This window comes from Marinobacterium sp. BA1 (assembly GCF_041155135.1).
GTDB classification, from domain to species: domain Bacteria; phylum Pseudomonadota; class Gammaproteobacteria; order Pseudomonadales; family Balneatricaceae; genus Marinobacterium; species Marinobacterium iners.
The window spans coordinates 178,073-198,512 of record NZ_BAAFHC010000001.1 but is presented as its reverse complement, the minus strand read 5'-3'; the positions used below and the strand labels follow the sequence as shown (position 1 = coordinate 198,512).

Sequence of the window (20,440 nt, the reverse complement as noted above, 5' to 3'; positions counted from 1 at the left end):
ATTCCGAAGCGCCTCTTTCAACAGCACTACAACGTCTTGTCCATCCAACGTATATTTCTGTAGATCATGTATGCATTTGCGCGTCCAAGCACGTGTAGATAACACCCCTTGGTGTAAAACCGCCAACACACAGTCAGGCTCATACAACGGTCCGCCTGAAATGTCTCGGGGTGCGCCTTCCAATGGCGGCACACCAACATAGGCGCTCACGTTTAATTGATTATTTACCATTATGGTAACCCATGCAAGTGAGATTCCTTCTCCGCTTCAGCACGGTCGTCCGCGCTCCCTATGTTCAGGTGAGTAGGCGATTCACATCAGCTTCGCCGGCACGCCAACCGCAGTAACACCATCCGGCAGGTCTACCAACACTACCGCGCCAGCACCTACTGTAACCTGGCGGCCAATATTGATGAGCTGTTTTACGGAAGCACCAATACCTACCCAACTTTGCATGCCAACCTTAACGCCGCCGGCCAATCGTGCCCCCGGGCTAATATGCGCACAGTCACCAATGGTGCAGTCGTGGTCGATGCTACACCCGGTATTGAGAATCACCCCCTTACCGATGCAGGCAGATACATTCACCACCACGCCTGGCATCACGACTGTGCCTATATCCAACTTTGCGTATTGGCTGATTACCGCAGACGGATGCACCAGCGTCACTACAGGCGCCGCAATGTCAGACAACCAGTGCAACTTTTCCGCGCGAATAGTGTTGTTACCAATCGCTACGATAACACCGTCAAACGCATCCAAACGATCAGCCAATGACTGGCAAGTGCCTTCAACAGTCCAATCGCCGTTCGCTGACACACCGGGCCAAGCATCGTCGAAGAAAACAACCTCATCCCAGCCGCTGCACTCAGCGATATCGGCAACAACCTTGCCATGCCCGCTGGCACCCAAAATTGCCAGACGCTTCACTTGTCACTACCCGTAAACTTCGACATGGTTACCTCACCTTCAGCCGAGATCCCATCCCTGACCAGCACTTTCTTGACCGTCAAATAAATAATCCTCAGATCGAGCCAGAGCGAGCGGTTATCCACATACCACACATCCAGCTTGAACTTCTCTTCCCAGCTTATCGCGTTGCGACCATTCACCTGCGCCCAGCCGGTGATACCGGGGCGAACGTCATGGCGGCGGTACTGCTCTTTTGAGTACAGAGGCAGGTACTCCATCAGCAAAGGCCGTGGCCCAACCAGGCTCATATCGCCCTTGAGTACATTCCACAGCTCTGGCAGCTCATCCAGACTGGCTGATCTCAGGAACGACCCGAAAGGCGTCATCCGCTCCGAGTCCGGCAGCGGGTTGCCGTCCTTGCCTATGGCATCACGCATAGTACGGAATTTGATCATTTCAAAGGGCTTGCCGTCTTTGCCGGGGCGCACCTGACGGAACAGAACAGGAGAACCGAGTTTGCGGCGGATCTGGAAGGCGACGGCAGCGATCACGGGGGCAAGCAGCAGCAGGCCAATTGTGGACGCAACAATATCGAAAAGACGCTTGATCACTTGATTCCCATTTCCCTCAACATATGCGCATTCACTTTATCCACGTCATACTTCTCTTCCGCTATCTGGCGCGAACGCTTGCCCATACGGATAATCAACTCAGGCTGCTCAACAAATTTCAGCATTGCAATTGCCAGTTCATCCACCGACTTGACCGGTACCAAAAAACCGTTGTCACCATCTACCACTGTCTCCCGACAACCAGGTGCATCCGTCGTGATAATTGGACGGCCCATGGCCATGGCTTCCAGCACTGTCCGCGGTGTTCCCTCGCGATATGAAGGCAGAACATAAATGCTGCTTTCGGCTATGACAGGCTTCACATCGGCTAAACGGCCATAGAACTGCACATCGCCTGATTCGATCCAATGCTCCAGCTCATCTTCACCAATTGCATTTGGATTATCGTCAATCCAACCTACGAGTCCAAAGCGTACACAGGGATACTGCTGACGCACCATGGTGGCAGCTTTTACGTACTCCCTTACCCCCTTGTCACCAAGGAGCCTGGCGATCAGCAAAAACTGAGTGACTTTCGGCAACGGCGCTACCGCAAAGCGGCTGACATCTATTCCAGAGCCATTGACGACAACCGTTTTCCGATCTGATTTGTTGGTAATGCCCAACGAGTGGAACAGCGCCTCATCATCCGGGTTTTGGAAGAACACCCTGTGAACCTTGCCAAGCGCCATTCGGTACAAGCCTTGTACTATCCGTTTGAGCCAAGAGCGCTGCCCTCCTTCTCCCTGGAATGCATAGCCAAGACCGGTAATCAATGCAAAACGGCTCGGCACACCTGCAAGCCAAGCCGCAATATTGCCGTAGATAACCGGCTTAATGGTGTAACCGAGTGAAAAATCAGGTTTGATTCGACGCATCAAGCACCAAAGCTGGTACACAGTCGTCATGTCAGCCAGTGGATTCATACCGGTACGTTTCAGAGCAACCTCGTGTACCCGAACCCCCAAACCCTCAAGTTTTTGCCTGATCATACTGTTGGGCGGTAAATCCGGTGCGGCTACATGAACTTCGAGACCTTTTGCCACCAGAGCCCGCAGTAGCGGACCCCGAAAGTTCAACAAAGATTCAGGATAGCCCGCTATAAGCAGGAATATTTTACTGGCGTCTTTCATTCGCTAGGTTTCGCAGGCCTATTGATATGTAACATTATTGATTTTGAACACAGACAATTAATTCAGCTATACGTGTGTGGTTGACGAAGACTGCGCCTTACGCATGCGTTCCAGCGCCGCTTCGGTAAGAAAGGCCGAGCGGGATCGTGCCTCTGCAGGGTGCTGCTGCACATAGCGATCAATTTGTCTCAGCACCAGGCTGGGCACTGTGATGTTGATTTTCTCCGCCTTGCCAAGAAATGGAGTGATATCAACCTCGACAAAGCCCCAGATCGCTTCATCGTAGTCCGGATTGGCGCGATGGACAGTTATTGCCTGAGCAGTGGGTATCTCATCACCCATTTCTGCCAGCAACTCTAAATGGCCGAGAATTGCTTCTTTCACGTTGTCCAGGGCTTCGTCTTCACTATTACCTGCTGAGAAACACCCTGGGATATCCGGCACCGTAACACCGAACTGTTTGCCATTGTCAGTGTGTAGTGCAACTGAAAAACGCATTGCCTTTACCTCTATTGTTGAGCATCCAATGCCACAAAATCATTTCCACCCTGCCTGCCTCCAGATGCTTCTAAGCGTACCTTTGGGCACTTCTGACTTGGGATGCGGCAGTGTCACCAAGCCAGGCTTCTCTTGTCGAATGCTTACCCCACATTCTCAATATACCAAGGCATCGCCTTGGCGATACCGTCCATGATGCGATACTCCGGCGCGTAACCCAGCTTGGTTGCTGCCTTGCCAATATCCGCCTGTGAATGGCGCACGTCACCGGCACGAAAGTCGCGGTACACCGGCGCATTCTCATAAGGCCTGCCGTTTTCCGCCAGGGCCGCCTGCAGCGCACGGTACAAGTCATTCAGCGTGGTACGGTCGCCCACGGCCACGTTGTAGACTTCGTTTTTGGCACTTTCCTCCGCTGTTGCCGCCAACAGGTTGGCCTGTACGGCGTTTTCGATAAAGCAGAAGTCACGGCTGGTTTCACCATCACCATTGATGAAAACATCATCACCCAGCAGCATGGATGCGGCCCACTTGGGTATCACCGCCGCATAGGCGCCATTGGGGTCCTGACGTTTGCCGAATACATTGAAATAACGCAGGCCGACGGTGTTGAAGCCGTAGGTTTTGGCGAACACATCCGCATACAACTCATTGACGTACTTGGTAACCGCGTAGGGTGACAGGGGCTTGCCGATGTTCTCTTCCACCTTGGGAAGTGCTGGGTGGTCACCGTAGGTCGAGCTGCTGGCGGCGTAGGTGAAACTCTTGACCCCGGCATCGCGAGCGGCGACCAGCATATTCAAAAAGCCGCTGATATTGGTCGCATTGGTAGTGATGGGATCATTGATGGAGCGCGGCACCGATCCCAGTGCTGCTTGATGCAGCACATAATCCACACCGGTACACACTTTGTGGCAATCATCCAGATTGCGGATATCACCTTCGATAAAGGTAAAACCCACCCACTGTTCCGGGCTGACCAACCTCTGAACTTCATCCAGATTATGCTGATGGCCGGTTGCGAAATTATCCAGACCGACGACACGCTGGTTCAGTTTGAGCAGGTGCTCCAGCAGATTCGAGCCTATAAAACCGGCCACGCCAGTAATCAGCCAGGTTTTTGGGTTGGCCGGGAGGGTTTCAAGCAGTTTTGAATAGGCAGTCATAGTCCCATGCACCCGCCCTTTTATTGGGGCAGAGCGTCCTTAGTCCGTTCCAAGAAAAACACAATTACAAAAATCAGGCCTAGAGGCGCAGATCACAGGCATCCGCCGGCAGGATATATTTGAGGTCATACAACACATGCGCGGGCTTACCCAGTGCGCGAATCCTCTCTTCGCCCATCTCGGTAAACTGCTTGTGTGCAACTGCAACCACAACAGCATCATATTCACCCGCCTTGGGAGCAGAAATCGGGGTGATGCCATACTCATGCTCTGCATCTTCGGGATTCACCCAAGGATCGTAGCAGTCCACTTGCACACCATAGTCCGCCAGCTCGGTGACGATATCCACCACCTTGGTGTTACGCAGGTCCGGGCAATTTTCCTTGAAGGTCAGGCCCATTACCAACACACGTGCACCATCAACCTGAATTCTTTTCTTCAGCATCGCCTTGACCAGCTGGCTGGCGACATAAGCCCCCATACCATCATTCAGGCGGCGGCCTGCCAAAATAATCTCGGGGTGATACCCCACCGACTGTGCCTTATGAGTGAGGTAATAAGGGTCCACACCAATGCAGTGCCCACCTACCAAACCGGGTCGAAACGGCAAGAAATTCCATTTGGTACCAGCCGCCTTCAGTACCTCTTCGGTATCGATCCCAAGCTTATTGAAGATCAGCGCCAGCTCATTGATCAGTCCGATATTAACATCCCGCTGAGTGTTCTCGATCACCTTGGCAGCTTCTGCCACCCTGATGGAGCTGGCCTTGTGCGTGCCCGCAGTGATGATGGAGCGGTACAGCTGATCCACGGTTTCCGCCACTTCAGGTGTCGAGCCGGATGTTACTTTAAGGATGGAAGTAACACGATGTTCCTTATCGCCGGGATTGATACGCTCAGGGCTGTACCCGCAAAAGAAGTCTTTATTGAAGGTCAGGCCTGATACACGTTCCAACACCGGAACACAGTCTTCCTCGGTGGCACCGGGGTAAACCGTGGATTCGTAAATCACGATATCACCTTGCTTGAGTACCTTGCCGATGGTTTCACTGGCTTTGATTAGCGGAGTGAGATCGGGCTGTTTGTGCTCATTGATCGGCGTCGGCACGGTAACGATAAACACGTTGCAGGTTTTGAGATCATCCAACGCGCTGCTGTAGGACAGATGCCTGGCCTCTGCCAGTTCCTGATCGTCCACTTCCAGAGTGCTGTCGTGGCCCTGCTGCAGTTCAGCCAGGCGAGCCGTGTTGATATCAAAGCCCAGCGTGGGGTATTGCTTGCCAAATTCGACAGCGAGTGGCAGGCCGACGTAGCCGAGGCCGATGATGGCTATCTGTATATCTTGCATAAATTTAAAGTCCAAACACGTCAAAAAGTAACATTCGAGGGCTATCTGGAATCAACCAGTGAAGCATACAGGTCGTAATAACGCCGACTGATTACATCCATTGTGAAATTTTCACGAATTCGGCTAGCTGATGTTCGCCCCAACTGTGCCCTTTCTGCAGCAGAAAGAGAAAGCATTGCACTGAGCTTTTCTGCCAATCGATCAGGTGATGCAGCAGGCACCACCCATTCTGGGGTGTTCAACAGATAGGCGGCATCACCCACATCTGTAGTTAAACAGGGTAGACCTACAGCCATTGCCTCACCCAGAACATTTGGGAAACCTTCAGTAATAGAATGCAGGCAGAAAACATCGCTTGCCTTCAAACAAGCAGGCACATCATTACGCTCGCCTAAAAGATAAAACGCATCTGCTTGTCCCGTTGCCTCAATCAAGTCCATAACCTGTTGATTAGAAGGCTCAAGGTCACGCCCAACCAGCATAAATTTAACATCATTACGCTGTGCGGCGACCTTACCGGCCGCTTTAATAAATGTTTTGTGATCCTTAACCGGGTTAAACCGCCCTACAGATACCACTAACGTACAATCAGTACCTATACCGAGTTGATCTCGCAACTGGATACCGTTGGCGTCCGAGAGCAATAACTTATCCAATTCAAACCCGTTGGGTATGACCTGCATTTTATTCGAAACATAACCAACCGACTCATGAACACGGCGTGATGCATCTGCAGCACACACTATCACACGGGGTAACCAGCCAGAGAGTAAGGCGCACAGTTTACGAATCAACAAAGTAACTTTGCTGCCACCTTTACGAATATCGGTACTGCGAATGCACCAAACGATCTTGCATATGCCAATGCTGCGGGCCGCAAGCCCACCCAACAAATCGGCATGATACATCCAGGTATGAACAACATCAGGGCTCAGTGTCTGCAACAGCTTGCGCAATTTGAAAAAGGTTGCGGGGCCTTTAATTATGGAGGACATACCCAAGCAATGGACCGCTACCCCCTGTTCGGCTAACTGATCCCCCAATACCCCCTTGTCGGTGAGCGAAATTACATTATGCTCAATACTCTGCTGTTCACGGTGCGACTCGATCAAGCGCTTGAGCATTAATTCAGCGCCCCCGACATTAAGGCCGATGATGATGTGAGTAACTTTCACTGCTTTTCCAACCAGGCCTGAAACATCAAAATACTCCAAAGCTTACGCGCATGATTGCGTTTACCTTGCAGGTGTTCTGACCAAATACGTTGTACAGCACTGGGAACGAAGTAGCCTTCTTGTGCCAAACGCTGCTCATTAAGCAGCGCTTCAGCCCAATCCCTCAAGGGGCCACGTAACCACTGACCGAGCGGGACAGAAAAGCCCTTTTTGGGCCGTTCAATCATTTCACGTGGCACATGGCGATACAGCACTTCCTTGAGTATCCATTTTCCCACTCCTGCGCGTATTTTCATGTTCAACGGCAATTGCCAAGCCAATTCCACAACACGATGATCAAGCAAAGGCACACGAGTCTCCAGGCTGTTGGCCATGGCTGCGCGATCAACTTTTACCAGAATGTCATCGGTCATGTACTGACCAGCATCCATTGCCATCATCCAGTGTTCAAAGCTATCGGTTTGCGGCCATTGCTCAGGGCTACTGATCAATGTCGAGCATATTTGCCCACCGATAACCAGTTGATCAGGGTTATCCCAATGACTCATTAGAATGTGATAAAACTGCTCTTTGTCTTTCGCAGGCAAAACGCGCAAAAGCTTGGCGAACTTATCCGGTAGTGGCAGCCCAGATAGCAAACGGTATGCGATTTGCCGCAGTGGCAAGGGCATCACTCTCAGCTTGCTCCACACACGCGGCGCAAATTGATAGGGGTTGTAGCCGCCAAAAAGCTCATCACCACCATCGCCACTCAGTGCAACGGTGACATGCTGTTTTGCCATTCGGCTGACAAGAAATGTTGGCAACTGAGAGCTATCGGCAAAAGGCTCACAATAGATATCAGGCAAACGCGGGACTAAATCCAGCGCATCCTGCGCGCTGACATAAAGCTCTGTGTGATCTGTCCCCAAATGTAGCGAAACTTCTTTGGCGTACTCCGCTTCATTGTAACCCGGTTCATCAAAGCCAATGGCAAAGGTGCGAACAGGTTGCCTGGATTGCTGTTGCATAAGAGCCACAACGGTGCTGCTATCCACACCGCCACTGAGGAAAGCCCCCAAAGGGACATCAGCCAGCATCTGTCCGCGTACCGCTTGGCTGATTACATGTTCCAACAAGTCCGTTGCTTGAGCATCCGTTCCGCTGAACGGACTTGCCAGTCCGCGCTCAATCGCCTGATTCAACTGCCAATACGCCTTGGGCTGAACGTCTGCACGCAGCTGCCCCTTTTTGATCTGCACATACTGGCCGGCAGGTAGTTTTTCTATACCCTGGTAAATTGTGTAAGGCGCTGGAATATAGTTATGACGCAAAAGCAAAGTTAAAGCGCCACGATCCACTTCTGCCTTGAAGTCAGGATATGCTTTCAGCGCCTTAAGCTCCGAGCCAAACAGTAAAGCACTACCACACCATCCCCAATAGAGCGGCTTTTCACCTAAACGATCACGAGCAAGCGTCAGTTGCTGCTCTTGTTTATCCCAAAGCGCAAGCGCAAACATTCCGACAGTTGATTGCAGCGTTTTTTCAATCCCCCAAGCACTGAAACAAGCAAGCAGGGTTTCAGTATCGGAGTGCCCGCGCCAACTTGTTGGTGCTGAGCCCTGTGACTCAAGTTGTTTACGCAGATCAAGGTGATTGTATATCTCCCCATTGAACGCGATTACAAAGCGGTCACAGGGTGAAGCCATGGGTTGGTGGCCTGCGGGGGATAGGTCAACAATTGCAAGACGAGTATGCCCGAGAGCAATAGTCTGTCTCTCGTCATACCAAGTGCCCGAGTCATCGGGGCCGCGATGGTATAGCTTATTCTCCACAACATCCAACACGCCAAAATAAGCTTTTTTGCCACCTAAAAAACCAAAACAACCACACATAATATTTTCAACAATCAACTTAAGCGATGAAATTTTATATTTCTAGTAAAAATAAAAATACCGAAAAGCAAGCTATAAGCAAACACCCACTGAACAAAAAGGGCCGGATCGGAATTCATAAAAGCAAAAGGCAAATATATTGAAATAACAGCGAGTAAAGGAAAGCTTAAAGCCACATCCCCTTGTGCCCTTATAGTATTCACAACAAGAGCATCAATATACCTCATCAAATAACCAAATAGAAAACCAATTAAAGGGACAAAAAAGATACCACCTTGATAATAAGAAAAAGCAACAATACCTGGTGGTACTTCACTATCCCATTCACCTTTAAGGGTGAAAGTATTGTAGTATGAAATAGAGTCAGGAACATGAAAACCAAATAAAATCAATGGCTTTAGAAGCCAGACATAAAGATCCTGAAAGAGTCTATCGGCGCCCAAACCTTGATTTACAGCAATAACCAAAGAGTAATATTGATGTGCATATTCCATAAGCACCTTATCAATTTTTTCGAGATAGCTTAACTCAGGCATAACTATACTTTCAGAGCCAACAGCTTGAAATATATAAAGCTTTCCATATATACCGACAACTAACGAAATTAAGAATATAAAAAACAAATAAAGAACTGGAAGTCGACCTCCCTTCAAATAGATAGACAAAAACAATATTCCGACAAATAGGTTAATCAATCCACCACGACCACCATCCAAAACCGCCTTAGCAATACCAAATGAAAGAATTAATAAAAACAAGAAAAAACTTAAAAAGGTTCTATACTTATAAAATCGAACATAAAAAAAGAAAACCAGAAACTCTATATAATATGTAAACAAACGTACAAAAGCACCGAGGTAGTTTTTATTTTCATCAGTTCCACTCCTAATTCTAGATATATTATTCAGCACATAATCCAAGCCACCATAAGAAATCACAAAAAAACAAAATGCAAACAAAACAATAAAAAACAAAGCAACTATGAAAAACCATTTAGACCTTACGAAATAGAATTCCACATAATTCCTTGAAAAAGATAAAGAAAAACCAATCATGGAGCTAACAAGGAACAACATGACAATGAAGTTCACAACAACCATAACAGGTCTTAAACTTGATACATCATTTTGATGCGGAGTCATTCCAAACTCGTAAAAATACACAAAAAAAGGATTTAAAACGTAACTCAATAATAAAAATAAAAACACATAAGACACAAAATAACTTGATTTACCAGAAACCAAATCGCGAAAAATAAAAAAAAAGCAAATCAAAGCATTGGCAGATAGACCAAGCAAAAAAACTACATTTATAAAAAAAGGCGACACTATCATTAAAAACCAAACAATAAAAGTTTAAAAAAACAAAAAGTAAGTTACCTAATAAACCAGCCATGTCGCCAGAGAAAAATCAAAAAACCTAAATCAAAACTTTTCAACCAAAGTCTAAAATATAAATACCACGTGGCGCGTAAATTTTTCACATCAAGAAGCATTAAGAAAAATGCTACCGAACATATAGCCACTTTATTTTCTTTAGGCAAAAATGACAGCAAATACTCATATCCTTCGACTGTAGCAGCTTTAGTTCTCACACCCGAAGAGGATATACCAACCGAACTTCTATATACACCGAGCGCAACATCACTAATAACTTTGACTTTTTTATCATTTATAATCAGACAATTTAAAACGGTATCAACGAGAGGAAAACCCGGGTCTTGAAAACTGGAAAATAATTCACGCCTGAACATCTTTGATGAATTTACTCCCAAAGCCATCAACCATATCAGATCTTTTCTACGCCAACCGTCATCAGGCATCCCTTTGCAATTAATTTTTTCAAAGGCCAACGTACCTTTCGGGTCAAGCTTCATTACTGAATGAAAGGTAATACCACAGTTAGGGTCAACATCCATTAAACCAACCTGTTTTTCTATTTTATCTGGTAAAAAATAATCATCCCCATCTAAATGAGCGATAAATTCACCACGGGCAGCCCTATATACAGAAATTACGTTATTAGATGGCCCAATATTCTTATCATGCAACAACAACTTTATTTTATCTGGATACTGAGATTTCAGCTTGAAAAGAATGTCTCTTGTATCATCGGAAGAGGCATCATCTCCAATAATAATTTCAAATTCATACTGGGTCTTCTGCTCTAAAACACTTCTCACACACTGCTCTATATATTTTTCTTGATTGTAAGTAACAATGCATACCGAGACTTTGATATCTGAAATCATGATTTAAAACCAAATATTTTTTGCTTAATAATTCCACGCGCAACAGAAGATGAAGCTGTTGCAACAATAAGAGCAATTAATGAAAAAACAACCAATTCTAAAAAAGCCTCTAGTCGTGTTTGATAACTAATATAGGTACTAGTAAGCAATAACAGTAGGATAACTGATACGTAAATCCATAAAACATCTTTCATTATCCACACCTTATGTACACCAGGCTGTAATTTTTGATGCACATAGCCGACCCAAAGTATTAGATATAAGCTATTAATACTTAGCCACGCCCAGCCTGCTCCAACACCACCATACTCCGATGCTGCCAGAATTATGGCAGGGATAAGTGTGATTACGGTGATAAGGTTTCCCATCAGGTGGTAACGTAAGTTACCCAATGCGTATTGCAGGTAATATGGAAAGGCGGATATAGCCAGTATTCCGTTACCTAGCGCATATAGCGTCAAAATCGGTGCAGTATTATCGGCAATTTCTTTATCACCTGTCCATGCGTAAAGCAGTTGCCCGGAAAAAAATGCAATAATGAGCGAGGCTGAACCGGCCACTATACTCACCAACTGTGTTGCCTTGCGGTATACTTGGATCACTTCTTCATGTTTACCTTCAGCGTGAAGCTTAGCCATACGAGGCATAATGACAGTACTTACCGGAGCACTCAGAATCATAACTCCACTGGCAACCAACACAGCCAGTGTGAAAAAGCCGTATTCTGCCAAAGGCAAAATACCTGAAAGCACTAGCTTGTCGGCTTGTGTTACTAATACCCAGACTGATGAAGTAAACGCAATTGTCAGCGCAAACTTCAGGACTGGCTTTATGGGTTTGAATGACCAACCAATCTTTCCCTGCAGACCTGCTTTGCTAGGCAGTAAACGATTACCCATCCAGCAAAGGCCTGTCAACTCTACCAGTGCGACAACTAGTTGATGAATAAAAAAGACTAAAGGCGTAAAGCCGAATTGCAACATACTCACAAAAACAGCAACAAAACGCAGCGTGGCAATCAACACGTTATAGCTGCTAAGCCATACCAAGCGCTCAGAGCCCGTCACAACCCCACGGTACAACCCACACATCCATCTAAGCGCAACACTGATCGCCATAATTTCAACAGCTATTACTACAGCGTTCATATCAAGCGATTCAATATTAAGCCACTGCTCTGCAATAAGATCCGCCAGTAGAAACAGGCCGCTGCCGCCGACCACTGCAGTCGCCAAAAAAATCAGGCTAAGGGCACGAAAGAGCTGACGATACGCCAAAGCTGACATACTACCACCGTGGTAACGTGCTGTTTCACGACCTATTGTGGGTGTTAGCCCCATATCCAGCAAACTAAACCAGGCTTGCAGCATTGTGAAGAAACCAACCAGACCATAGGCTTCTGCCCCCATATATTTTATATAGAGCGGAAGGATCAATATGCCTACACCCGTCACATAGAGCTGACTGATGTAGTTGGCTAGAATATTTTTATTTAATGACACTCAGTGGCCCTTGAAAAATATTCTTGGTAATGCTCATCCAAGTTAGGTGAGAACTCACTTACCAGAAATTTTGATTCATGAACATAAAGAGTATTATCAGTATACTCAACTCTACCATCCAAAAACCACTGAATAACCTGTGCAAGTGATACTACCTGCTGCAAAAAAACTCTATGTCTCAGATCTGGAATACTCATTTTTGGATCACGAGGGAATGCAGCTTGAATCAAAGGAGTGCCCGTATCCATGCCTTCGTCAACTAAGTGTACTGTCGAGCCAACAAACCTAGAGCCCGATTTGATCGTATCGCCAAACCCATCTTGACCAGGACAAGCCGGTAGAATTGATGGGTGAAAGTTTATAATTCTACCTGCATGCTCTTTTATAAATCGCCCCTTAAAAAGCTTTGTATAGAATGAAAAAAAGATAGTCGTTTCATCACCTTCAAATTCTTTAGCCAAAAAGTCAGAAAATTCCAACCCTGATTTAGCCTCATAAACATTAAAATCAATACTGGCTTCTTTAGCAAAATCTATAGCACCACATTTACGATCACTATAAATACTAAAATCGACAGAATCATCAAAGTCATAAAAATATCTTTTCAGCACACTGGCATTTGTCGAGCATAGTATAACTATTTTCAATACTCTCACTCCAAGATAGTGAAAACCTTATTATAAAACGGACATCCACTTCCTATCATCAACCATATAAAGACTCGGATATTTAAGAAACCCTTACTCAAAATACCGAACTTATTGGTCAAGTTTCTAGCATCACATATGATATCAAGTCAATTTGTAGCAGCTTAAGAAATATTTAACTTCTTGGGGTGAACAATGCATCAATACATCGATAATAGATAGGTTTGGAATAAAATCGATATTCCCCTGCGAATACTTCACTGGCAACGTGTCAACAAACTTCAACTCGATCCCTTGCTCGGCAAAATCTTGCTTGGCATACAGCTTCCTGCCTCCCGATGCGTTGACGTAACAATCGGCATCGAACAGATGACACAAAGCTATCAGGCGGTCACGGGCAGAGGCAGAGCGGTCGTATTCAAGTTCACTGGTTTTCTTGAACTGTTTTTCTAGCCCAAGATAGGAAAATATATCCTCAAAACTTTTCTGGCAAATGGATGCGATCGAACGATCATCCAGCTCTAGAGCCCGCCGAACTATTGGGAATACATACTCAAAATAAGAAGCCTTAGAGTAACTATGCTCTATAGTCTTAAGGATCTTATCTACGTCTTTTGAAAATTGCAGATCAGAGAATAGCTTATTCTGGGAAGCTCCGGGTACCGGAACTGTAAATCGAGTTACGCCACTTGGTGCCAATATATTGTTACGGTTCACGAATCCACGTTTTATATAGGCAACATCGTCATAAATCAGAAAAAGATCAGCTGCGTAGATCAGTTGAAAGTAGCCAATGTAGGGGAATAGGTATGGCTGCATAACAGCAAGCTTCATCCTTTCAGCTCCGCCTCAATCAAATTGATAATACTTTTCTGGTTGTGCTGGGAGAGTTGATCAAAGATCGGCAGACAGAGTATTCTGCTGGCGATATCTCTGGATACGGACTGTGCTGCATCTGAGCCCAAACATTCCACCGATTCCAGCGACGGGTAAAAATACCTCCTCGCCAGCACGCCGTTCTCTTTCAGAGCAGCTGCTACTCGCACAGCCTGCTCTTCACTCTCGAACACCACCGGGAAGTAGGCGTAGTTGTAACCCAGAGCTTCCGGTTTTGCTTGCAGTTGCAGGGCCTGGCTCAGTGATTGCGCGTAACGGTGCCACACGGTTGCACGGGCTGTCAGGTTGACTTCTATTTCATCCAACACACACAAACCCATCGCCGCCTGCAGCTCATTCATCTTGGCATTTATACCCAATTCCTCAATGGTTTCAGGCCCGGTGATGCCGAAGTTGATCATTTTCTTCGCCCGCTCCAGATCTTCTTTGTGCTTGAAGATAATCGCACCGCCCTCGCCGGTATGGAATAGTTTGGTGGCGTGAAAGCTAAGAGTGGCTGCGTCGCCGTGTTTAAGCAGGCTTTCGCCTTTATAGGTGACACCGAAGGCATGGGAGGCGTCGTAGATGACTTTCAGTTTGTGCTTTGTGGCAATACCATCAATTGCTTCAACATCGCAGGCGTTACCAAATACATGCACAGGTACGATAGCGCGGGTGTTCGAAGTAATGGCGGCTTCGATTTTATCCGGTGAAAGACACCAAGTGTTTGAGTCAATATCTGTAAATACCGGATTAATACCCTCCCATTTCAAGGAGCTGGCAGTAGCCACAAAGGTGAAAGGCGTGGTGATGGCTTCAATTTCCCTATGACGGTCAGTATCACTTACACCAAGGGCACGGTAGGCAATTTGAAGAGCAAGGGTGCCGTTTGAAACCAGCAACAGGTTTTCAACCCCCAGATAGGCTTCAAGCCGCCGGGTAAGTTCTTGTACCAATTGACCATTATTGGTGAGCCATTGGCGCTCGTATATACCATCGATATATTTTTCGAGCTTTTCACGGTTTGGGAGATATGGTCTTGTTACCGGGATCATGTTCTTTCCCCTGCCAACCTTAGCAAATATTGACCATAGCCATTTTTACTGAGCGCTATACCCTGCTCTTTCAGCTGTTCTTTTGAAAGCCATCCATTGTTAAATCCAATTTCTTCCAGGCACGCTACCTTCAATCCTTGACGGTGCTCAATCGTCTCTACAAAACTACTCGCTTCCAGCAGGCTTTCGTGGGTGCCTGTGTCCAGCCAGGCGAAGCCACGCCCCAGCAGCTCTACATTCAGGTCGCCACGTTCAAGGTATGCCTGGTTTACAGTAGTAATTTCCAGCTCTCCTCGGTGCGAAGGTTTCACCTGCTTGGCAATTGTCACTACGTCGTTGTCGTAAAAGTAGAGGCCGGTCACGGCGTAATTCGATTTTGGCTGCTCTGGCTTTTCTTCAATCGAGATTGCTTTGTTGTTTTTATCAAAGGCGACCACACCAAAGCGCTCTGGGTCTTTCACTTGATAGCCAAACACGGTTGCACCAGACGTGCGGGCGGCCGCCTGCCTGAGCTTCGGCGAGAACCCCTGACCATAGAAAATATTGTCACCCAGCACCAGGCAGACACTGTCATCACCTATGAACTCTTCACCGATGATGAAGGCCTGTGCAAGGCCGTCCGGGCTGGGCTGCTCGGCGTAACTGAGTTGAATGCCAAAGCTGCTGCCATCGCCCAGAAGCTTTTCAAAATTGGGAAGATCTTCGGGGGTTGAGATGATCAGGATGTCACGAATACCCGCCAGCATCAGCACCGAGAGTGGGTAATAGATCATTGGCTTGTCGTAGATCGGCAGCAACTGCTTGGACACGCCCTTCGTGATCGGATACAAACGGGTGCCGGAACCGCCGGCGAGGATAATGCCTTTCACTGTTAACTTGCCTTATCAACTTATGTGTTTCACTGCAGTGCGTCGGTCAGTTTAATCCACCACCCGCACCCGTTCCCAATCGTTATTCACTCGCGCCAACAGTGCCCGAAGCGCCGGACTGGCATAACGTACCGAATGATCCTGCCAGCGCAGGCGCACACTGATGTGCAGCACGGGCTCCACTTCACGCACAACACGTCGGCGCAGCACGCGGTAAAAGCCCTTGTATTCATTGTGTAACGGGCCGGTATGGTCAGGGGCCAGATCGCTTACAAAGTGTGGCTCGAATGCAAGGCCACAGGTTTCCGCTTCGCGGGCCAACCACTGGCCAGCATGATCACCCAACGTACGATCCGCATAGGCACCGCCTATGTCAGAGTGTACACCGGCGAACCAGACTTGTTGCAGGTCAACACCGGCACGGGGCGTCCATAGCGTGGGTTCAAAGTCCTGTCGGTTCTCATCGATTGACACCGCATGGCGGGCATGACGAATCACATTGCTCGGTTCGGTATCATGAAACAGGTAACGTTCGCTGCCCAGCGTGCCCAAAAACGGTGCCGGTATGCCCAGTGCGCCGACTGTATCGAGTGCACCAATGAAGTGTACTTGGGGCGATTCCGCTACTGCGTACTGGTGGCGAAAGGCGGCGGCCTGTTCACTATTGGGGGCAGCGCTTTTGCTGCGCCTGCGGTAGAGCGCGTAGGCACTGGTGATTTTGGCCGCATACTCACGTCGGACGATGCCACAATTGCCGATCAGCCCCGCCAACGAACGAACGGTATAGGCTCCGCGACTGAAGCCAAACAGATAAAGCTGGTCACCCGAGTCATAGTTGTGGACCAGGAACCGGTAGCAATCGAGTATGTTTTTATCGATCCCCTTGCCGGTGATACCGCCAGTCAGTGCATCGCTGTCGGAACCAATGCCCCAGTCGTAAAATACGATCTGTTTATTGCCATCGGTATCTTCGGGTGCAATGCCACGAGCGATACGCAGGATGTGGGTGACGCTATCGGATTCCGGCGACTGCCAGGTGCCATCGGCACAAATGATGATCTTTTTCATGCTAACTCCTTCCGTGGAGTGGTTTTTATTCTGAAGTTCGGATCAGAGTAGAATTTATCCGCATTGTCATGCGTTCAATGCTGTGACTTGTTCCACCAGCCTGGCCGCAAACCGCTTGAACATATCGATATTGGCAGCTGCTGTGCTTATGGCATCGTACAGGGTGCGGGCGTTTTCGATGAAGCTCAGCCGTTCCTGCATTGCGCTTGGTGCGTTCACAAGATGATTCCTGTTTCTTCAGCGATCCGGTGAATCGCCGCTTTGGGGGTATCGGGCGTATCCAAAACCACATCGATTTTGCGCTCACCCAGTTGCCTGATGATGCTGGCTTGCAGCCGAGCCACGTCCCAGGCGGGGTGTTCAACGGTATGTGCAACTTTGACCAACAGGTCAATATCACCACCCTTGGCGTTGTCATCTGTACGTGAGCCGAACAGTATGACTTCAGCGTTTGCACCGAAGATAGCGGCAACGGCAGATTTGATGGCGTGTATGGCGTGTGGGTGGCTAAAACAGTTCACTATGACTGCCAATACGTGCAAGCTGAAGTGCCCCTTCGTGCACCCTGTATATCAACACAAGGTCCGGCTTTATGTGGCAATCTCTGAACCCCTGCCAGCCACCCGTTAGCGGGTGATCAACATGCTTGTCCTCAAGCGGCTCCCCCCGTTGTAGCATCGAGATGACGCGGCCCACTTCCAAAATATCCGGAATTGGCAGTTTGGTAATTTTTTTGAAGTCCTTCTTGAACTGTGTGGCGTACTCAAGACGGTGCATGCGTGATTTTGCCTTCCGTGAGCTCATCCATCAGGCAGTCCAGTGACTCGGCACTGTGCCCTTCACCTGCCAGCAACTCCTGCATGGCAGCGGCACTTGTTTCGTTTGGTTGCGGGGCCTTCAGTTCAAACGGTATGCCACCGTAGTTGATCACTGCGCGGGCAAACAACTTAATGGCTTGCGATGGGCTTAACCCCACTTCGTCGCATATATGCGTAAACGCGACCTTGGTTTCGTGGTCAATGCGGGTACTGAGCATATCAGTTTTCATCACACCCTCCGTTTTGTGCTCATTTGTCTTACATTGTAGCACTTATGGTTACACATGGAGTGATATCTGAAATTGGGGTCAGGCGCATGGTTGTTTAAAATAGTTCCGCTATGGATGCCAATGCTACGAGTTGGTCTTTGAGTAGACCTCAAGCCCTACCCGGTCTATATGTGCCTTGAGTGCCGGTTCTGCCAGTGTGTTGTAATCCAGTACATCGAACATGTAGGGCAGCGGTAGCACCTCATTGAGCTGTTCGGCCAGGGTTGTGATGCTGTCATAGGTGACATCTGCGCCCTGCACTGCCAAGTCAACGTCTGAGCCTTTGCGATAATTGCCTTTTGCGCGAGAGCCAAACAATATCAGGTGCTCGATTTCTGGCTGACGTGCAGCTGCCTGGGTGATCATCTCAACGTCGCGTGCCGTGAGGCCCGTTTGCTGCTCCAGGCTCATGAGTTGACCATACCTGCGAACCGGTCACGCAATTGCACCAACAATGGGTAATAATCATCACGGATTTTCTGCTCGATGATGATGGCTGTTGCTTCGTTGTAGGTGTGCGTGGTCAGGTTGCGGTCTTCAAGCGCTTGCATCCAGCGGTGGCCATCTTCGATCAGTCCGTTCTGAAATGCCTGCTTAAGTGCTGAGCGCGGGCTGTTCACATCGAAGCCTTCTGCCTGCTGGTAATCCTTCAGGAGCTTCCAGGCAAGTTCAAACGCCATCTCAAAAAACTGGATGATGCCAGCACGCTCAACAACGCTGGGCTGCTGAATACGGATGGCCTGCTCCAGTAGGGCGAAGGCGTTACAGTACTGCTGGTAACGCTGATGCCAGCGAATGTCTTGTTCAGTCATAGTGTAAATTCCGCATTATTCATACCTGCCAGTACCAACGCTTCTTTCAACCCCAGCTTCGCACCCTTGTCCCCGTGTACCAGCCGAATCTCTTGCGGTTTATGCTTGATGCCCTTGACGAAATTGACCAGCCCCTGCTGATCGGCATGGGCAGAATAGCCGCCGATGGTTTCGACACGGGCGCGGATGCTGTAGCGTTCGTTGTCGAGTTCCACCCAGCCGCCTTGCGGGCCGTATTGTTGTATCGCACGCCCCGGTGTACCTTCAGCTTGGTAGCCTACAAACAATACATCGTGCCGCTCATCGCCCAACATCGCCTTGAGGTAGTTGACGATACGGCCAGAGTTGCACATTCCACTGCCGGCGATAACGATGGCCGGGCGACCGGAGCGCGACAGGTGGTGGACCATTTTCAGGTGTTCGTGGTGGCTGTCTACGGTCAGCAGTGTATCAAAGGCCAGTGGCTTGCGGCCCTGTTTCAGCCGGGCGTGAGCTTCATCATCCCAAAAGGGTTTCAACTCTCGATAGGCTGCAGTGAATTTTGATGCCAGTGGCGAATCGAGAATGACCGGCAACTCGTCGTCAAGCAACTCTTCCAGCTCGTATAGCAATTCCTGAGTACGCCCAATACTGAAAGCCGGAATCAGTACGGTGCCGTTGTTGTGCAGTGCGCGGTCGATCGCAGCCTTTAGCCGGTGTTTACGCGTGGCGCGGCTTTCATGGTTACGGTCGCCATACGTGCTTTCCAGCACCAGAATATCGGCACGGTACGGCGGCTTGGGTGCAGGCAACAGAGGCGTGTGGCTGGCCCCCAGGTCGCCGGAAAAAACAACACGGACACTTGGCTTTATACCTGGCTGACTGACATCCACCTCAACGTAGGCAGAGCCCAGAATATGCCCGGCGCGCTGCAGCCTGATCTGCACTTTGTGTTCCGGCGTATCAATTAGTGTGAACCACTGTTTGTACGGCAGGGCAACGATGCGTGACTCTATCTGTTTCAGATAACGTTCGACCCGTGTCTTGTCGCGGCTGATACCCAACTTGAAGGCGTCTTCCAGCACCAGTGGCAGCAGTTTGGCCGAGGGCTGCGAGCAGATAATCGGCCCATCAAAACCGGCGGCGAGCAGCCAGGGGATACGCCCTACATGGTCGATGTGCACGTGGGTTGCAACCAGCGCTCTGACACTGCTGATATCAAAGTGGATAGCGTTGTGCTCGATGCTGTCTGCTTCGTCCCCCTGAAACAGACCGCAGTCGATCAGCAGGCTTACAGCGTCATCTATATGTAACTGGTGGCATGATCCAGTAACGCCGTTGCGGGCGCCATGATGTTCAAGCTTCATGTTGGCAGGTCCTTTTGCCGTTTCAGACACGCTACCGCCCAAAGGTTCGCTCGGGCAATCCTCAACACCCTTGGCCAGTTTCAGTGAAATCATTCATATACATTATGCACACATGTACAGGGTTGCCATCATACTGCCCACTTGTGGCATTGCAATCCAAAGCGGCATACGGCCGTTTGAGGCAGAAATGAAAAAGCCGGTCGCATGACT

General features: G+C 48.6%; 24 protein-coding genes. All 24 read right to left on the bottom strand.

Annotated features, from left to right (window positions below):
• Window positions 1-312 precede the first annotated feature (312 nt).
• The 24 genes from ACAM29_RS01010 to ACAM29_RS00895 all read right to left on the bottom strand — a co-directional run bounded on the left by ACAM29_RS01010 (window position 313) and on the right by ACAM29_RS00895 (window position 20,230).
• Window positions 313-930 carry an acetyltransferase gene (locus tag ACAM29_RS01010; protein WP_369622895.1) on the bottom strand — a complete coding sequence of 206 codons (618 nt, stop codon included), beginning with the start codon at window positions 928-930 and terminating at the stop codon, window positions 313-315.
• A complete protein-coding gene (locus ACAM29_RS01005) occupies window positions 927-1,523 on the bottom strand; it encodes a sugar transferase (RefSeq protein WP_369622894.1) in 597 nt (198 codons plus the stop codon). The genes ACAM29_RS01010 and ACAM29_RS01005 overlap by 4 nt, the downstream gene beginning before the upstream one ends.
• Window positions 1,520-2,656, bottom strand: coding sequence for a glycosyltransferase family 4 protein (locus ACAM29_RS01000; RefSeq protein ID WP_369622893.1), 1,137 nt, complete (start codon window positions 2,654-2,656; stop codon window positions 1,520-1,522). Before ACAM29_RS01000 ends, ACAM29_RS01005 begins: the two co-directional genes overlap by 4 nt.
• A 66-nt stretch (window positions 2,657-2,722) precedes the next feature.
• Window positions 2,723-3,154 carry a type II toxin-antitoxin system HicB family antitoxin gene (locus ACAM29_RS00995; RefSeq protein WP_369622892.1) on the bottom strand — a complete coding sequence of 144 codons (432 nt, stop codon included), beginning with the start codon at window positions 3,152-3,154 and terminating at the stop codon, window positions 2,723-2,725.
• Window positions 3,155-3,193: 39 nt separating this feature from the next.
• A complete protein-coding gene (locus ACAM29_RS00990) occupies window positions 3,194-3,295 on the bottom strand; it encodes a type II toxin-antitoxin system HicA family toxin (RefSeq protein ID WP_369625112.1) in 102 nt (33 codons plus the stop codon).
• 2 nt (window positions 3,296-3,297) lie between these two features.
• Complete coding sequence (locus ACAM29_RS00985) at window positions 3,298-4,320, bottom strand: NAD-dependent epimerase/dehydratase family protein (RefSeq protein ID WP_369622891.1); 1,023 nt, start codon at window positions 4,318-4,320, stop codon at window positions 3,298-3,300.
• 79 nt (window positions 4,321-4,399) lie between these two features.
• Window positions 4,400-5,668, bottom strand: a complete 1,269-nt coding sequence (gene tviB / locus ACAM29_RS00980) for a Vi polysaccharide biosynthesis UDP-N-acetylglucosamine C-6 dehydrogenase TviB (protein ID WP_369622890.1) — start codon at window positions 5,666-5,668, stop codon at window positions 4,400-4,402.
• A 41-nt stretch (window positions 5,669-5,709) separates the two neighbouring features.
• Window positions 5,710-6,843, bottom strand: coding sequence for a glycosyltransferase family 4 protein (locus ACAM29_RS00975; RefSeq protein WP_369622889.1), 1,134 nt, complete (start codon window positions 6,841-6,843; stop codon window positions 5,710-5,712).
• Complete coding sequence (asnB, locus tag ACAM29_RS00970) at window positions 6,840-8,735, bottom strand: asparagine synthase (glutamine-hydrolyzing) (protein WP_369622888.1); 1,896 nt, start codon at window positions 8,733-8,735, stop codon at window positions 6,840-6,842. The genes ACAM29_RS00975 and asnB overlap by 4 nt, the downstream gene beginning before the upstream one ends.
• Window positions 8,732-10,045: an O-antigen polymerase gene (locus ACAM29_RS00965; RefSeq protein ID WP_369622887.1), complete on the bottom strand. Its 1,314-nt coding sequence runs from the start codon at window positions 10,043-10,045 to the stop codon at window positions 8,732-8,734. The genes asnB and ACAM29_RS00965 overlap by 4 nt, the downstream gene beginning before the upstream one ends.
• 47 nt (window positions 10,046-10,092) lie before the next feature.
• Window positions 10,093-10,968 carry a glycosyltransferase family 2 protein gene (locus tag ACAM29_RS00960; protein ID WP_369622886.1) on the bottom strand — a complete coding sequence of 292 codons (876 nt, stop codon included), beginning with the start codon at window positions 10,966-10,968 and terminating at the stop codon, window positions 10,093-10,095.
• On the bottom strand, window positions 10,965-12,470 hold the full coding sequence (locus tag ACAM29_RS00955) for an oligosaccharide flippase family protein (RefSeq protein ID WP_369622885.1): 1,506 nt from the start codon (window positions 12,468-12,470) through the stop codon (window positions 10,965-10,967). Before ACAM29_RS00955 ends, ACAM29_RS00960 begins: the two co-directional genes overlap by 4 nt.
• Window positions 12,461-13,117, bottom strand: a complete 657-nt coding sequence (locus ACAM29_RS00950; RefSeq protein WP_369622884.1) for a formyltransferase family protein — start codon at window positions 13,115-13,117, stop codon at window positions 12,461-12,463. Before ACAM29_RS00950 ends, ACAM29_RS00955 begins: the two co-directional genes overlap by 10 nt.
• Before the next feature lie 144 nt (window positions 13,118-13,261).
• Window positions 13,262-13,951: a WbqC family protein gene (locus ACAM29_RS00945; RefSeq protein WP_369622883.1), complete on the bottom strand. Its 690-nt coding sequence runs from the start codon at window positions 13,949-13,951 to the stop codon at window positions 13,262-13,264.
• A complete protein-coding gene (locus ACAM29_RS00940; protein WP_369622882.1) occupies window positions 13,948-15,048 on the bottom strand; it encodes a DegT/DnrJ/EryC1/StrS family aminotransferase in 1,101 nt (366 codons plus the stop codon). The genes ACAM29_RS00945 and ACAM29_RS00940 overlap by 4 nt, the downstream gene beginning before the upstream one ends.
• On the bottom strand, window positions 15,045-15,917 hold the full coding sequence (gene rfbA, locus ACAM29_RS00935; RefSeq protein WP_369622881.1) for a glucose-1-phosphate thymidylyltransferase RfbA: 873 nt from the start codon (window positions 15,915-15,917) through the stop codon (window positions 15,045-15,047). Before rfbA ends, ACAM29_RS00940 begins: the two co-directional genes overlap by 4 nt.
• Before the next feature lie 51 nt (window positions 15,918-15,968).
• Window positions 15,969-16,985, bottom strand: a complete 1,017-nt coding sequence (locus tag ACAM29_RS00930; protein ID WP_369622880.1) for a DUF2235 domain-containing protein — start codon at window positions 16,983-16,985, stop codon at window positions 15,969-15,971.
• A gap of 66 nt (window positions 16,986-17,051) precedes the next feature.
• Entirely contained in the window at window positions 17,052-17,204 is a 153-nt protein-coding gene (locus ACAM29_RS00925) for a hypothetical protein (protein WP_369622879.1), read from the bottom strand.
• On the bottom strand, window positions 17,201-17,527 hold the full coding sequence (locus tag ACAM29_RS00920) for a nucleotidyltransferase domain-containing protein (protein WP_369622878.1): 327 nt from the start codon (window positions 17,525-17,527) through the stop codon (window positions 17,201-17,203). Before ACAM29_RS00920 ends, ACAM29_RS00925 begins: the two co-directional genes overlap by 4 nt.
• A complete protein-coding gene (locus tag ACAM29_RS00915; protein WP_369622877.1) occupies window positions 17,493-17,762 on the bottom strand; it encodes a type II toxin-antitoxin system YafQ family toxin in 270 nt (89 codons plus the stop codon). The genes ACAM29_RS00920 and ACAM29_RS00915 overlap by 35 nt, the downstream gene beginning before the upstream one ends.
• Window positions 17,749-18,033 carry a type II toxin-antitoxin system RelB/DinJ family antitoxin gene (locus ACAM29_RS00910; protein WP_369622876.1) on the bottom strand — a complete coding sequence of 95 codons (285 nt, stop codon included), beginning with the start codon at window positions 18,031-18,033 and terminating at the stop codon, window positions 17,749-17,751. The genes ACAM29_RS00915 and ACAM29_RS00910 overlap by 14 nt, the downstream gene beginning before the upstream one ends.
• A 123-nt stretch (window positions 18,034-18,156) precedes the next feature.
• Window positions 18,157-18,483: a nucleotidyltransferase domain-containing protein gene (locus tag ACAM29_RS00905; protein WP_369622875.1), complete on the bottom strand. Its 327-nt coding sequence runs from the start codon at window positions 18,481-18,483 to the stop codon at window positions 18,157-18,159.
• Window positions 18,480-18,884, bottom strand: a complete 405-nt coding sequence (locus ACAM29_RS00900; RefSeq protein WP_369622874.1) for a nucleotidyltransferase substrate binding protein — start codon at window positions 18,882-18,884, stop codon at window positions 18,480-18,482. The genes ACAM29_RS00905 and ACAM29_RS00900 overlap by 4 nt, the downstream gene beginning before the upstream one ends.
• Window positions 18,881-20,230: an MBL fold metallo-hydrolase RNA specificity domain-containing protein gene (locus ACAM29_RS00895; protein WP_369625111.1), complete on the bottom strand. Its 1,350-nt coding sequence runs from the start codon at window positions 20,228-20,230 to the stop codon at window positions 18,881-18,883. Before ACAM29_RS00895 ends, ACAM29_RS00900 begins: the two co-directional genes overlap by 4 nt.
• Between the last annotated feature and the right edge of the window lie 210 nt (window positions 20,231-20,440).